At 71.3% G+C, this 13,261-nt stretch carries 13 protein-coding genes; 4 read left to right on the forward strand and 9 right to left on the reverse strand.

Features of this window, described 5'->3' with window-relative positions; all coding sequences use genetic code 11:
• On the forward strand, nt 1–984 hold the full coding sequence (locus VF106_RS48025; protein WP_330846814.1) for a zinc-binding alcohol dehydrogenase family protein: 984 nt from the start codon (nt 1–3) through the stop codon (nt 982–984).
• A gap of 101 nt (nt 985–1,085) precedes the next feature.
• Complete coding sequence (locus VF106_RS48030) at nt 1,086–2,465, forward strand: dihydrolipoyl dehydrogenase family protein (protein WP_330846815.1); 1,380 nt, start codon at nt 1,086–1,088, stop codon at nt 2,463–2,465.
• A gap of 57 nt (nt 2,466–2,522) precedes the next feature.
• Here the strand turns inward: VF106_RS48030 and VF106_RS48035 are convergent, their stop codons facing one another.
• Nucleotides 2,523–3,083 (reverse strand): TetR/AcrR family transcriptional regulator, encoded by a 561-nt coding sequence (locus VF106_RS48035; protein WP_330846816.1) that lies wholly within the window; start codon nt 3,081–3,083, stop codon nt 2,523–2,525.
• 74 nt (nt 3,084–3,157) lie between these two features.
• Here VF106_RS48035 and VF106_RS48040 point away from each other — a divergent pair, with 74 nt between their 5' ends.
• On the forward strand, nt 3,158–4,891 hold the full coding sequence (locus tag VF106_RS48040; RefSeq protein WP_330846817.1) for an ABC transporter ATP-binding protein: 1,734 nt from the start codon (nt 3,158–3,160) through the stop codon (nt 4,889–4,891).
• Nucleotides 4,892–5,042: 151 nt separating this feature from the next.
• Here VF106_RS48040 and VF106_RS48045 read toward each other — a convergent pair whose 3' ends face one another.
• The 3 genes from VF106_RS48045 to VF106_RS48055 form a co-directional block, all read right to left on the reverse strand.
• A complete protein-coding gene (locus VF106_RS48045; protein ID WP_330846818.1) occupies nt 5,043–6,101 on the reverse strand; it encodes a Gfo/Idh/MocA family protein in 1,059 nt (352 codons plus the stop codon).
• Nucleotides 6,086–6,739, reverse strand: coding sequence for a ThuA domain-containing protein (locus VF106_RS48050; protein WP_330846819.1), 654 nt, complete (start codon nt 6,737–6,739; stop codon nt 6,086–6,088). The genes VF106_RS48045 and VF106_RS48050 overlap by 16 nt, the downstream gene beginning before the upstream one ends.
• Before the next feature lie 173 nt (nt 6,740–6,912).
• Nucleotides 6,913–7,695 carry a metal-dependent hydrolase gene (locus tag VF106_RS48055; protein WP_330846820.1) on the reverse strand — a complete coding sequence of 261 codons (783 nt, stop codon included), beginning with the start codon at nt 7,693–7,695 and terminating at the stop codon, nt 6,913–6,915.
• A 112-nt stretch (nt 7,696–7,807) separates the two neighbouring features.
• Here VF106_RS48055 and VF106_RS48060 point away from each other — a divergent pair, with 112 nt between their 5' ends.
• Nucleotides 7,808–9,055, forward strand: coding sequence for a pyroglutamyl-peptidase I (locus VF106_RS48060; protein WP_330846821.1), 1,248 nt, complete (start codon nt 7,808–7,810; stop codon nt 9,053–9,055).
• Here the strand turns inward: VF106_RS48060 and VF106_RS48065 are convergent.
• The 5 genes from VF106_RS48065 to VF106_RS48085 form a co-directional block, all read right to left on the reverse strand.
• Nucleotides 9,044–9,571, reverse strand: a complete 528-nt coding sequence (locus tag VF106_RS48065; RefSeq protein ID WP_330846822.1) for a hypothetical protein — start codon at nt 9,569–9,571, stop codon at nt 9,044–9,046. The two genes, VF106_RS48060 and VF106_RS48065, sit on opposite strands and share 12 nt — an antisense overlap.
• A gap of 7 nt (nt 9,572–9,578) precedes the next feature.
• Nucleotides 9,579–10,484 carry an LLM class F420-dependent oxidoreductase gene (locus VF106_RS48070; protein WP_330846823.1) on the reverse strand — a complete coding sequence of 302 codons (906 nt, stop codon included), beginning with the start codon at nt 10,482–10,484 and terminating at the stop codon, nt 9,579–9,581.
• Nucleotides 10,485–10,500: 16 nt separating this feature from the next.
• The gene (locus tag VF106_RS48075) at nt 10,501–10,761 is read right to left on the reverse strand and encodes a DUF3040 domain-containing protein (protein WP_330846824.1); all 261 of its coding nucleotides are present in this window, start codon (nt 10,759–10,761) and stop codon (nt 10,501–10,503) included.
• A gap of 81 nt (nt 10,762–10,842) precedes the next feature.
• The gene (locus tag VF106_RS48080) at nt 10,843–11,187 is read right to left on the reverse strand and encodes an STAS domain-containing protein (RefSeq protein ID WP_330846825.1); all 345 of its coding nucleotides are present in this window, start codon (nt 11,185–11,187) and stop codon (nt 10,843–10,845) included.
• Between the two features lie 9 nt (nt 11,188–11,196).
• Nucleotides 11,197–13,185, reverse strand: coding sequence for a SpoIIE family protein phosphatase (locus VF106_RS48085; RefSeq protein WP_330846826.1), 1,989 nt, complete (start codon nt 13,183–13,185; stop codon nt 11,197–11,199).
• Nucleotides 13,186–13,261: the final 76 nt, after the last annotated feature.

Here is a 13,261-nt window from a genome sequence, read left to right on the forward strand (position 1 = left end):
ATGCGTGCGTGGCGAGTCGAACGGCCGGGGCCCGCGGCGAGCGGTCCGTTGACACAGCGGGACATGCCGGTGCCGGAGCCCGCTCGGGGGGACCTGCTGGTCCGAATGGTCGCCTGCGGGGTCTGCCGAACGGATCTCCATGTGGCGGAAGGCGATCTGCCCGTCCACCGGCCGGGTGTCGTGCCGGGGCACGAGGTGGTCGGGATCGTCGAGCGGGCGGCCGGCGAGTTCGCCGCCGGTGACCTCGTCGGCATCGCGTGGCTGCGACACACGTGCGGAACCTGCCGTTTCTGTGTACGTGGCCGGGAGAACCTGTGCCCGTCGTCGCGGTACACCGGGTGGGACGACGACGGCGGGTACGCGGAGTACGCGGTCGTCCCAGCGGCGTACGCGTTGCCGCTGCCGGCCGGCTACTCGCACAGCGAGCTGGCGCCGCTGCTGTGCGCGGGGATCATCGGGTACCACGCACTGCTGCGCGCGGCGGTGCCGGAAGGTGGCCGGCTGGGGGTCTACGGGTTCGGCGCGAGCGCGCACCTGGCCGCACAGGTCGCGCTGGCACAGGGCGCGACGGTGCACGTGGTGACGCGGAGCCCGTCCGCGCGGACGCTCGCGCTGTCCCTCGGCGCCGCCTCGGCCTCGGCGGAGGAACCGCCGGAGCCACTGGACTCGGCGATCATCTTCGCGCCGGCCGGCACGTTGGTGCCACGTGCGCTGGCCGCCCTCGACCGGGGCGGCACGCTCGCGCTGGCAGGCATCCACCTGACGGACGTGCCGACGCTCAACTACCAGCGCCACCTGTTCCAGGACCGGCAGCTGCGCAGCGTCACGTCGAACACCCGCGCCCAGGCCAGGGAGTTCCTGGCGCTGGCCGGCCGCCACCGCCTCCGAGTGTCTACAACGGACTATCCGCTTGCGACGGCCGACCGCGCGTTGCTCGACCTGGCCGAAGGGCGGGTGACGGGCGCGGCGGTGCTGGTGCCGTGAGGCCGAGACCGACCGAAGGGCGTGCCGACTAGCCGGACCGGTGCCCGATACGGCATCGTCAACGCCGCGTCGCCAACTTTGTCCGCTGGGAGTGATCGTTGATGCCGGGTACCGAGGTCGATGTGGTCGTGGTCGGGTTGGGCCCCGGCGGAGAGGACATTGGTGCCCGGCTCGCCCGCGCTGGGCTGGAGGTCGTCGGTGTGGACGGACGGCTCGTCGGGGGTGAGTGCCCCTACTACGCGTGCATCCCCACCAAGGCGATGATCCGCGCCACCGACGCGCTCGGCGAGGCACGCCGCGTCCCCGCGCTGGCCGGCGCCGCCGACGTCACCCCCGACTGGGCGCTCGTCGCCAACCGGATCCGCGACGAGATCACCGACAACTGGGACGACCGCGTCGCCGTCGAGCGGCTGGAGAGCGCCGGCGGCCGGTTCGTCCGAGGGTGGGCCCGGCTCACCGCGCCGCGCGAGGTCACCGTCGCCCGGCCGGACGGCACGGAGCAGGTCATCACCGCGCGGCGTGGCGTCGTGCTCAACACCGGCACCGACCCGGCCGTGCCGCCGATCGACGGGCTCGCCGAGACGCCCTACTGGACCAACCGCGACGCGGTCGCCGTCGAGGAGGTGCCCGGCTCGCTGGTCGTGCTCGGCGGCGGGCCGGTCGGCTGTGAGCTCGCGCAGGTCTTCGCCAGGTTCGGCTCGACCGTCACGATCGTCCAGCACGCGAACCGGCTCCTGCCCGCCGACGAGCCCGAGGCCGGTGAGCTGCTCGCCGGTGCCTTCGAGGAGGAGGGCCTCACCGTCCGCACCGGGCTGTCCGCGGCCCGCGTCAGTTACGAGACCGGCCAGTTCCAGGTCAAGCTCGACAACGGCGAGGTCGTCACCGCCGACCGGATGCTCGTCGCCGCCGGCCGGCGCACGGACATGAAGGCACTCGGCGTCGGCGCCGTCGGGCTCGACGAGAGCGCCCGCGGTGTCACGGTCGACGAGCGCATGCGTGCCGCGGACGGCCTGTGGGCCATCGGCGACATCACCGGGCACGGCGCGTTCACGCACATGTCCATCTACCAGGCGCGGATCGCCGCCGCCGACATCCTGGGCGAGGAAGACGCGGAGACCGCCGACTACCGCGCCGTCCCGCGCGTGACGTTCACCGACCCGGAGGTCGGCTCGGTCGGCCTGTCCGAGGCGGCCGCCCGGCAGAAGGGGCTGAACGTCCGCACCGGGGTCGCCAAGGTCTCCGGCTCGTCGCGGGGCTTCATCCACAAGGTCGGCAACAGCGGGTTCGTCAAGCTCGTCGAGGACGCGGACCGCGGGGTGCTCGTCGGCGCCACGTCCGTCGGTCCCGCCGGCGGCGAGGTGCTCGGCGCGCTCGTCGTCGCCGTGCACGCCGAGGTGCCCACGAAGCTGCTCCGCCAGATGATCTACGCCTACCCGACGTTCCACCGCACGATCGAGGCAGCACTGGCGGACCTGGGTTAGAACCGTGACCGCGAAGGTTCGCCGGGGACCGCGCCGTTCGCGCCGTGGTCCCAGCACCTAGGGAGTGACGGCCTTCGCGACCGTGCGCAGGCACAGTGTGAGCGCCTCGTGTTTCGGCATGCGTGCCTCGCGGACCTGCTCCCACGCCGTGTACAGCACGCTCCACAGCAAACTCTGCACCCACGCGGCCGGCATGTCCGCGTCGATCGTGCCTTCCCCGTGCCCGCGCTCGATCAGGCGCAGCAGCCTCCGGTCGTCCTCGCTCTCCTCCTGCCACTCCTCGCGGGTGAGCAGGTCGGGCATGGTGAAGATCAGCATGAACAGGTCGCCGAACTCGAAGTACTCCTGACACAGCCGCGTCAGCGCCGCCGTTGCCGTGCCCTCGTCGGTTCGTGCCCTCGAGGTGGCGTGGGCGACCTTCTCGAGTGCGTCGGCGCTGATCGCGTCGATGAGGTCGGCGCGCTCGGGGAAGTAGCGGTGCACGGTGGTGCGGCCGACGTTCGCCGCGGCCGCGATGTCGGCGAGGGATGCGTTGGGCTGCTTGGTCAGCCTCTCGATCGCCGCGTCCAGGATCGCGCGCCGGGTCCGCGCCCGCACACCCGTCTCCACCGCCGTCATACGCGTACCGTACCGCGCCGACCAATACGGAACTAGATTGACAGTTTTGGAACATGTATGTTCCATTGAGAACCATGGATACTCCACGACTGAAGGTGCTGTGGTCGTTCGCGCGGCCACACAAGGGGGCGCTGGCCGGGGGACTCGTGCTGGCGCTGCTCGGTTCCTCGGCCGGGCTCGCGACTCCGATGGTGACCAAGTGGGTGCTCGACTCGCTCGGCTCGTCCGGATCACTGCTCGGCCCGGTTCTCGCCTTGCTGGCGCTCATGGTGGTGGGCGCGGTGATCTTCCTGACGCAGTGGATCCTGCTTGGCGCGGTCGGCGAGCGGGTGGTGCTGCGAGCGCGCGAGTCGCTGGTGCGGCGGTTCTTCCGTGCGACCGTGCCGGCCGTGACCGGGAGACCGGTGGGGGAGTTGGTCACCAGGGTCACCTCGGACACCGTGCTGCTGCGGGAGGCGGCGGCCTCGAGCGTGATCGGGCTGATCAACGGGATGGTGATGCTCGTCGGCACGCTCGTGCTGATGGGGGTGCTCGACACGGTGCTGCTGCTGACCACGGTCGGAGCGGTGGTCGTGGTGGTCCTCCTGTTCGCGCTGCTGATGCCGGGCATCGCGAAGGAGCAGGAGAAGGTGCAGGAACGGGTGGGAAAGCTCGGCGGTGTACTGGAGGGCGCGCTGCGGGCGATCCGCACGGTGAAGGCGAGCCGCGCGGAGGAGCGGCAGACCGAGCGGGTCATGGCCGACGCGCACACGGCGGCCGAACACGGCGTGCGCGCGGTGCGCCGGCAGGCGATCGCCTGGGTGCTGGCGTGGGGCGGCGTCCAGATGGCGATCGTGCTGGTCCTCGGCGTCGGGGCATGGCGGGTCAGCGAGGGAATGCTCGAGGTGTCGAGCCTGATCGCGTTCCTGCTGTACGCGTTCGGGCTGATGGAGCCGATCATGGAGCTGAGCCAGAACATGACCGCGCTGCAGTCCGGTATCGCGGCGGCCGGCCGGATCCGGGAGATCGAGGCACTCGAGGTGGAGACGGACGCGCCGGTGGCGTCGTCCGCTGGTGCCTCGTCCGGTGGGCCCGTGTTGGAGCTGCGTGGGGTGACGGCCGGGTACGGCGGAGAGCCGGCGCTGCGGGACGTGTCGCTCGCGATCCCGCGGCGTGGCCACATCGCGCTCGTCGGGCCGTCCGGCGCGGGCAAGACCACGTTGCTGTCGCTGGTCATGCGGTTCCTGGAGCCGTCGTCGGGCACGCTGATGGTGGACGGGCAGCCGTACGCGGAGCAGACGTACTCGGCGGTGCGGTCCCGGCTCGCGTACGTCGAGCAGGAGACGCCGATCGTGCCCGGGACGATCCGCGACAACCTGCTCTTCACCCACCCGGACGCCACGGAGGAGGAACTCCGCCGCGCACTGGCGGAGGTCCGGCTGACGGACAAGGTCGACTCGCTGGCCGAGGGCCTGGACACACCGCTGTCGTCGACCTCGGTGTCAGGAGGGGAGCGGCAGCGAATCGCGCTGGCCAGGGCGATCCTGCGCACGCCGGACGTGCTGCTGCTCGACGAGGCCACCGCACAGGTCGACGGCCTGACCGAGAACGCCGTCCACGACTGCATCCGCCGCCGCGCCGCCGAAGGCGCGGTGATCACGGTGGCGCACCGCCTGTCCACGGTCATCGACGCGGACACGATCGTGGTCATGGAGTCCGGCCAGATCCGAGCACAGGGCACCCACGCCCACCTACTGACCACCGACACCCTCTACCGAGACCTGGTAGAAGCCCTACGCATAGCCAACCCGGAACCAGCCCAGCTCTAACCCGCGCGTGTCCAACACGCCAGACCCGCGTGTCCAACAAAAAAGTGGACCGCTGAGTTCAACAAATCCGCTTACCGAGCGGTCAGCCGGTTTGTTGAACTCGCGGGTCCTGAGTGTTGGACACGCGGGTGCTGGGTGTTGGACACGCGAGTTACGGGACTGGGGTTGGGCGCGGGGTGGTGCTCGCTACCTGTTGTGTCTGGGCGGTTTCTGTGGCGCGCAGTAGGGATTCCATGATGTCCAGTACGTGGTAGGCCAGGGTGCCGTTCGCGCGGTGGTCCGTGTTGGTTCTCAGTGCTGCGGCCAGGTCCGCGACGCCCGTGCCCCGGCCCGCGTCGCGGTGGCCCGCTGACGGCGGGACTGGTTGCCACGTGGGGGATTCTGGGGTGTAGACGCGGACTTCGCCGTCGAAGTTGTTCGGGTCCGGGACCGACAGGGAGCCGGCCGTGCCGTACACCTCGATGCGGGGGAGGGTGGCCGCCCACACGTCGAAGCTCATCAGCAAGGTGGTGAGTGCGCCGTTCTCGTGTTCGAGCGTGCCGGTGATGTGGGTGGGGACGGTGACCGGGAACCGGGTGCCCGCGCGGGGGCCGCTGCCGATCACCCGGGACGCCTGGGGCGTCGAGGCAAGGCCTGTCACACGCCGCACCGGGCCCAGCAGCGTGACCAGCGCCGTCAGGTAGTACGGGCCCATGTCGAACAGTGGGCCGCCGCCGGGCTGGTAGTAGAACTCCGGTGCCGGGTGCCACAGCTCGTGGCCCGGGGTCACCATGAACGCCGTCGCCGCGACCGGTTCGCCGATCATGCCGGAGTCGACGCACTGGCGGGCGGTCTGCGTGCCGGTGCCCAGCACGGTGTCCGGCGCGCAGCCGACCCGCACCCCGGCCGCCGTGGCCGCGGACAGCACCTCTTGACCCTCTACAGTGGACAAGGCGAGTGGTTTCTCGCTGTACACGTGCTTTCCGGCCGCGATGGCCGACAAGGAGACCGTCGCGTGCGCCTGCGGCACGGTCAGGTTCAGCACCAGGTCGACGTCGGAGGACTCGTACAGCTCCGCCGGCGTCAGCATCCGCACACCCGGCACCTGCCGTGCGGGGTCCAGGTCCGCCGCCGCGACCAGCGCGACTCCCGGCAGCCGGGGCAGCGTGTCCACGTACTGCCCGCTGATGTTGCCGATGCCGACCATCCCGACCCTCAGCGCGTCGCCCACCGCAGCCCCCTCCTGATCATCTCGTCGACGGCCGGCAGTTCGAGGTCCGCCATCCGGTGCCCGATGGTCGTCACGAACACCCGCCCCGCGCCGTGTTCCCGCACCCACGTCACCGGCATCGTCGGTGTCCCGATCTCCGGGCGGTCCGGGTCCGGCAGGTACGCGGTCGTCGCCAGCACCTCGTTGCCGGGGTCGGCGTGCAGGTAGTACTGCTCGCTGTGCACCTCGAACGACCCGAGACCGGCCACGATCGGATGCGACCCGACCGGATCCACTGTGTACCGCACGAAGTCTGTGTGGTGGTGGACGAACTGGCCGCCGGTCAGCAGGTGGTAGCCCGGCTGGTCGCGGAACGCGTCCACGATGCCGCCGTGCCAGCCGCCGAACCCGGTGCCGGCCCGCACGGCCGCCGCCAGCCCGTCGAACTGCTCCCTGGAGATCTCGCCCATGGTCCAGCACTGGACGATCAGGTCCACGTCGGACAGATCGTCGAGATAGGCGTCCAGCGAGTCCGCCGTGGACACCTCGTAACTTTCGGTGGACAGGAACTTCGCATACCGGTCAGTCGTCGCGATCGGGTCGTGGCCCTCCCAGCCGCCACGCACCACCAACGCACGCTTCTTCGCGAATGTCGTCACCAGACCAGAGTTGCACAGTGACCATGACCTACAGGAGCTGAGCGGGCCGCCGGCGTCTGGACTGACGAGCACGGAGATCCTCTGCGCGACGAAGGAGCCCAGGGGATCTCCGCGCGCAGGAGGGAAGACGCCGGGTCAAAGGCCCGCGAACGCCGAGCGGAGGCGAGGCCATGTCACTGCGCCGCCGCCGCTGGGGGCTCGAACATCTGCGTCACGAGGTCCGCGCCGAACTGCCACGCGCCGGGGATCAGCAGGATTCCCACGACGACGAACAGCGGGAACACCACCAGTCGCTCGACCTTCTTCCCGGTGCGCAGGCGCAACGGCTTCGGCGGACGCAGCTCGTACCACGTCTCACCGGCGATGGGGATAGGGAACAGGAACGGGCAGCCCGACTCGGTGATCGCGTCGCCGAGGCAGTGGGTGAAGCACCCGACCGCGACCGCGATGCCGAGCATTCCGGACATGTGCCCGAGGTCGGCCAACGGGTCGGGGCCTGCCTGGTTGAGCCACCACACCACCCCCGCCGCGGACACGATCAGCATCCAGTCGCCGAGCGCGTCCTCCGCGAGCAGCAGCCCCAGCACCGCGACCGCGGCGACCGCGTACGGGCCGCCCGCCTCGGTGCCGGCACTCGCGGCCAAACCGAGCCCGACCGCGAACAGCACAGTGTGGGACAGGTGTCGGTGGGTGCCCTTGCGTTTCTCGTCGCGTGGCCCCTTGGTGATCTGGTAGATCGCGGCGGAGGCATGCCGCAGCAGCCACGAGAGCGCACGGGAGAACGGGCCGAGCAGCTTCGACGCACGGGCGTGCGGGTGGTCGAGGTCGGGGAGCAGCGCGAACCCCGCGGTCGTGACCGCGAACAACACCGCCTGGTGGATCGCCGTCGCGCCGACGAACTGTGAAACACCAAGCCCCGCGCACCACCCGGTCAGCGCGTGCGTGCGGCCCATCATCGGCGCGTCCCCTCCCTTGAGTTGTCGATCAAGTATGGGGTGTGAACGGCTGGGAAACGTGGCGGCGCGCCGAAACCTTGCCGGGTGCGTCCCGCTCTCGCAGGATGGCCGGATGAGAGCCCGCACCCTGCTCGCGGCCGCCCTGCTCGGCTTGGCCGGCACGCTCGTTCCCACCGTCACCGCGTCCGCGCAGACGCCCACCTGCGCGGACCCCACCGCGCCACTCACCGTCGAAGAACAACGGCTCGCACTGCCCAAACCCGCGGAAGTCCTGTCCCGCAGCGGTTTCGACCGCTTCGAGCGCGTGTTCACGCCGTCGCTGTGCCTGCTGCCGAACACCCGCGTCGCGACGGCGGCGATCCGGGCGCAGGGCCGCGTGCTGTGGGAGACCGCGGTGGCGCGGGCCCAGGGCCGCCTGCCGGCGGGCACACTCCCGGTGACCGACGACCGGCCGCTCTACTGGGCCCGTCTGCAGCTGACCAGGGCGTTGCGGCAGTGGACGCCGTCGTTCCCGCTGAGCCCGGCCGACCGCGCGGCGCTGGTTGACGCCCTGGAGCGGTCGTCCCGCGGCCAGGACTCGATCAGCTATCAGCCCGGCGTCAAGCGGATCCTCGTGAGCGGCTTCGACCCGTTCCAGCTGGACCTGGACATCCGCCGCAGCAACCCGTCCGGCGTGACCGCGCTGGCCCTGGACGGCACGGTGGTCGACACCGCGGCCGGCCCGGCGCGGATCGAGACCGCGATGTTCCCGGTGATGTGGGACCCGTTCGCGGCCGGGGTCGTGGAGCGGACGTTCCAGCCGTGGCTCGGCCGGATCGACATGTTCACCACGGTCAGCCAGGGCCGCGTCGGGCGCTTCGACGTGGAGCGCTACAACGGCCGGTGGCGGGGCGGCTTCCCGGACAACAACAACCTGTCGAGCACGGGCGTGATCCCGATCCCCGCCGGCGTGCCGACCGTGACCCCGGCGCCCGAGTTCGTCCCGACGACGCTGCCGTTCGCGGCGATCGTGGCCGCGCCGACGGGCCGGTTCCCGGTGCTCGACAACACGTCCGTGACGGAGATCCCGGCGGGCCAGACCATCCCGGTCGTGTCGCCGACGGGCCCGACCCCCGGCTCGCTCGCCCGCGCCGGCGGTGGCGGCAACTACCTGTCCAACGAGATCGCCTACCGGACCACGCTGCTGCGGGACGCGCTCGGGTTGACCATCCCCGGCGGCCACCTGCACACACCGGTGCTCCAGTTCGACCCGGCCAACACGACGGAGCTGACCGACCCGGTGTTCGAGACCAACCAGCTGGACATCATCAACCAGGTCCGCGCGGTGCTCGTGGTCGCGGCGGGGACGCTACAGCCGTAGGTAGGGGATCAGGTACCGCAGTGTCTGGGCGGCGTCCCCGACGACGCCATGGATCTCCACCCACGCAAGGGGTGTGCCGCGCCGGGTGGTGGCGTTCGCGCAGAACCGCGCCACGTCACCACCTCCGCCACGCCGGACCAGGAACGGTGCGCCCCCGCGGAACCCGGGCAGCGTGGCCGGTTCTCCGGCGGCCCGGAAGAAAGCGGTCACTGCCCGGTCGGCGGGGTCGCGCCCACCGGCGAGCAGCACATCGGGCGGGTCGGCACCGCCCACCAGCGCCACGACAGGTGGGTCGTACCGTTCGCAGAGCCGTACGAGCGCCGCGGTCACCCCGTCGGGTCCGGCCGGCGGGGCGGCGACCAGGTACGTGACCCCGCCTGGCACCGCCATCCGGCCAGTGTGGAAGTGGCGTCCGGCCGCGATGCCGAGCACGCTGAGGACCGTCGTCGTCTCCGCCGCCAGCAGAGTGACGATGCCGACGTGCCACCCGTCGCCGACCGCCGCGCGCGTCCTCACAACGAAATCATGGCAGGTGCGGGCGGACCTCCGAGGCGATGAGCTCCAGGTGGTCCAGGTCGCTCATGTCGAGGATCTGCAGGTAGATCCTCGTGGCGCCGGCCTTGGCGTACAGGGCGAGTTTCTCCACCGCCTCCTCGGGGGTGCCGGCGACGCCGTTGGCTTTCAGCTCCTCGACGTCGCGGCCGATGGCGGCGGCGCGGCGGGCGACCTCCGCGTCGTCCTTGCCGATGCACGTGGCAACCGCGGCCGAGAACACCAGCTCACGGTCGCCTGCGGCGGCACGGACGCGGTCGAACTGGGCGCCGGTGTCCGCGACCGGCGCGAACGGCACGTTGAACTCGTGCGCGTACCTGCCGGCGAGCGCGGGGGTGCGGGTGTGGCCGAGGCCGCCGACGATGATCGGGACCGGGGACTGCGCGGGCTTCGGCAGCGCGGGCGAGTCGGTCAGCTGGTAGTACTTGCCGTCGAAGCTGTACGTCGCGCCGTGCGGCGTGTTCAGCAGGCCCGTCACGATCTCCAGCTGCTCCTCCAGCCGAGCGAGGCGGGCGGACGGGAACGGGATGCCGTACGCGCGGTGCTCGGCCTCGAACCAGCCGGCGCCAAGGCCCAGCTCGACCCTGCCGCCCGACATCTGGTCGACCTGGGCGACCTGGATGGCGAGCACGCCGGGCAGCCGGAACGTCCCCGCGGTCAGCATGGTGCCGAGCCGGATCGTGGACGTCTCACGGGCCAGGGCACCGAGGGTCACCCACGCGTCGGTCGGGCCGGGCATGCCGTCCCCCGACATGTGCAGGTAGTGGTCGGAGCGGAAGTAGCCGTCGAAGCCGAGTGACTCGGCCGCCTTGGCCAGCGTGAGCTGTGTGTCGTACGTGGCGCCCTGCTGTGGCTCGGTCATGATGCGAAGATCCATGACCGCCATTCTGGTCCTATCTGCGCGCGGCCATGTGCACGCAGGCTCCCGCCGCCAGCACCAGGATGCCGAAGACCATCATGACCGCGGTCGCCGCGAGCGCGCCGATGACGAACAGCAGCCCACCGGTCAGGTAGATGGCGACCCGCACGGCCTTGCGCTGCCGCCTGCGTTCCGGGGCCTCGTGATTGCGCAGCATCCGGGTGAACTCGGGGTCCGACTGCTCGAACCACTGCTCGATCGCCCTGAGGTGCCGGTCTTCGTCGTGGCTGAGCATCGCGGACTCCCACGCATCGCGGCCGTCAATTACGCGCTGGATACCCCATCGTCGGCCGGAAAACACCTGTGCGACAAGCTTTTACGTGTTGGAGCGCAAAGCTTCGTCAACACTGTCGTAGACGCTGAACAGTTCAGCGGTCTTGGTGAGGTCCATCGTCCGGAGCACCCGCTGCCCGGCGACCAGCAGCAGGCGGGTGCCGCGTTCCTCGGCCTGGTTCATCGCGCGCATCAGCGCGGCGAGACCGAGGGAACCGAAGAACGTAACCTCGGACAGGTCGATCACCAGGTACGGCGCGACGGCGACGTGCTCGGCGATCGCCGTCTCGAGGCCTGGCGCGGTGACCAGGTCGATCTCGCCGACGACCGACAGCACGACGCAGTTCGGCGCCGGTCGGTCGGTCCGCAGCTGGACAGGGTCGGACACGCGCGAAGCCTATTCCAGCGAACGCGCACCGTCACCAGGGGGGACCTGCACCGCCACCATCGCGATGTCATCGCGGTGTGCTTCGGCCGAAAAGTCCTCCACCGCCTGCCGGACCGCCGTGATCAGGCCGTCCGCCGTGCGGTTGCCGGCCCGTCGCAGCGCCTTGGCCAGCCGTTCCGGCCCGAACAGCTCGGCGCCGCGCCGGTGCTCGGTCACCCCGTCGGTGTAGAACACGAGCGTGTCGCCGGCCAGCAGGACGTGCCGGGTCGGGTGTACCGCGAACTTCCGCACCAGGCCCACCGCGCTGCCGTGCGTGCCGAGGTAGGACACGTTGCCGTCGGCGTACACGAGCGCAGGCTGCTCGTGCCCGGCCAGCACCAGCTCCACCGCCACCGACGCCGGCTCGGTGTGCTGCCGGGTGATCAGCGCGAGCGCGACCGTGGCGAACTGCGACGGGTCGCCCGCCTCCAGCATCATCTCGTTGAGCAGCTCGAACGTCCTGGCGAGCGGTTGGCCGTCGCGCAGCAGCACACGCAGCACGTCCCGCACGAGCCCCGTGCGTGCCGCGGCTCTCGGGCCCTTCCCGCACACGTCGCCGACCACCGCGAACCACCGGTCCGGCCCGAGGGTCAGCACGTCGTAGAAGTCGCCGCCGACGTCCGCGCCCGAACTGACCGGCAGGTACGCGGCCGAGAACCGCACCCCCTCGGCCTGCGGCAGCGCGCGTGGCAGCAGTGCCTGCTGCAGTGCCTGGGAGGTCGCCACGTGCGCGCTGTCGCGTTGCGCGTTGTCGACCGCCTGCGCCGCCCGCCGGGTGAGCTCGGTGATGATCATCAACTCTTCCGGGCGGTGCGCGCGGTGGCCCGGCCTGCCGACGCTGATCGTGCCGATCGCCCGGCCACCGACCCGCAGCGGCATCACCACGCCGTCGAGCGGCGAGCCGAGTGCCGCGGCGTCCGCGCCGTCGTCGAGCAGCACGGACAGCGCGCCGTCGCGCTCGGCCAGCGGTCCCAGCTCGTCCCGCAGCGCCGCCAGCGCGTTCTCGTCCTCGTGCGTCAGTGCGGCCAGCTCCAGCCTGCCGCGCTGGTCGTGCAGGTGCAGCGCACACCAGCGGCCCAGCCTCGGCACCAGCACCTGCGGCACGATCGCGGCGGTGAGCCGCACGTCGAGGGAGTTGGAGAACATCTCGGTGGCTTCGGCCAGGTACGTCATCCACAGCCAGCGCTCGCGGTCGGCGCTGTGCTGCTGGTCGGCCTCGACGGCCAGCGTGATCCGCTGGGCGGTGAGCCGGGCCAGCTCGGTGGTGGACTCGGGGACCGACTCGCCGTGGACGACCAGGCGGCCCGCCCGCGGCGGGGTGAGCGGCAGCGGCACGACGACGGCCGAAGGGCGGGTGCGGTCGCCGAACCCGGCCAGTTCCACGGTGCCGGTCTCACCGTCCAGCAGCACGGCCGCGCCGGGCACGCCCAGCACGTCGCCGAGCCGCCGGGTCAGCTCGGCCACGACCACGGGCAGCGGCAGGTCCTCGGTCACCGGCATGTACAGCAGCCAGCGCGCGGTGTCCGGATCCGGCCACTCCGGCGGCATGTCGGCGGGCGGAGCCGGCCTGACCGGGACACGGCCGCCGATCGTGAACCACACCTGGTGACCGTTGCGGTCGTGGCGGCTGCCCCAGGCGGTCGCGAGCGTGTGGACGAGCGCGAGCCCTCGGCCGCCGTACTCCGGGTTGGCGGGCTGCTCGGCCCTGCGCAGCTCCATCGGTGCCGGGCCGTGGTCGGTCACCGCCACCGTGAGGTCACCGACGTCGGCCAGGGACAGCTCGATGGTGAACCCGGTTCCGGCGTGCAGCACGGCGTTCTCACAGAGCTCGCTCGCGAGCAGCACCACGTCGTCGGCCAGGTCGTCACGTCTCATCTTGGCGAGCACCGCCCGGACGAACCGGCGGGCCGCACTGGGCGCGCCGGCGTCTCCTGGGAACTGGGCTCGACGTGAGAACACGCCCGTAGTGTGCCTGGTTGCCAAACGCGCACAACCGGGCACGCTTCTATAAGCACGCCACGCTCGTAGACTCTCC

The organism is Actinophytocola sp., from assembly GCF_036378875.1.
Taxonomy (GTDB): Bacteria; Actinomycetota; Actinomycetes; order Mycobacteriales; family Pseudonocardiaceae; genus Actinophytocola.

Excerpts from the sequence above, each read along its gene's own strand:
- VF106_RS48025 (WP_330846814.1), top strand. The coding sequence starts at position 1 with ATGCGTGCGTGGCGAGTCGAACGGCCGGGGCCCGCGGCGAGCGGTCCG.
- VF106_RS48030 (WP_330846815.1), top strand. The coding sequence starts at position 1,086 with ATGCCGGGTACCGAGGTCGATGTGGTCGTGGTCGGGTTGGGCCCCGGC.
- VF106_RS48035 (WP_330846816.1), bottom strand. The coding sequence starts at position 3,083 with ATGACGGCGGTGGAGACGGGTGTGCGGGCGCGGACCCGGCGCGCGATC.
- VF106_RS48040 (WP_330846817.1), top strand. The coding sequence starts at position 3,158 with ATGGATACTCCACGACTGAAGGTGCTGTGGTCGTTCGCGCGGCCACAC.
- VF106_RS48055 (WP_330846820.1), bottom strand. The coding sequence starts at position 7,695 with ATGATGGGCCGCACGCACGCGCTGACCGGGTGGTGCGCGGGGCTTGGT.
- VF106_RS48060 (WP_330846821.1), top strand. The coding sequence starts at position 7,808 with ATGAGAGCCCGCACCCTGCTCGCGGCCGCCCTGCTCGGCTTGGCCGGC.
- VF106_RS48070 (WP_330846823.1), bottom strand. The coding sequence starts at position 10,484 with ATGGATCTTCGCATCATGACCGAGCCACAGCAGGGCGCCACGTACGAC.
- VF106_RS48075 (WP_330846824.1), bottom strand. The coding sequence starts at position 10,761 with ATGCTCAGCCACGACGAAGACCGGCACCTCAGGGCGATCGAGCAGTGG.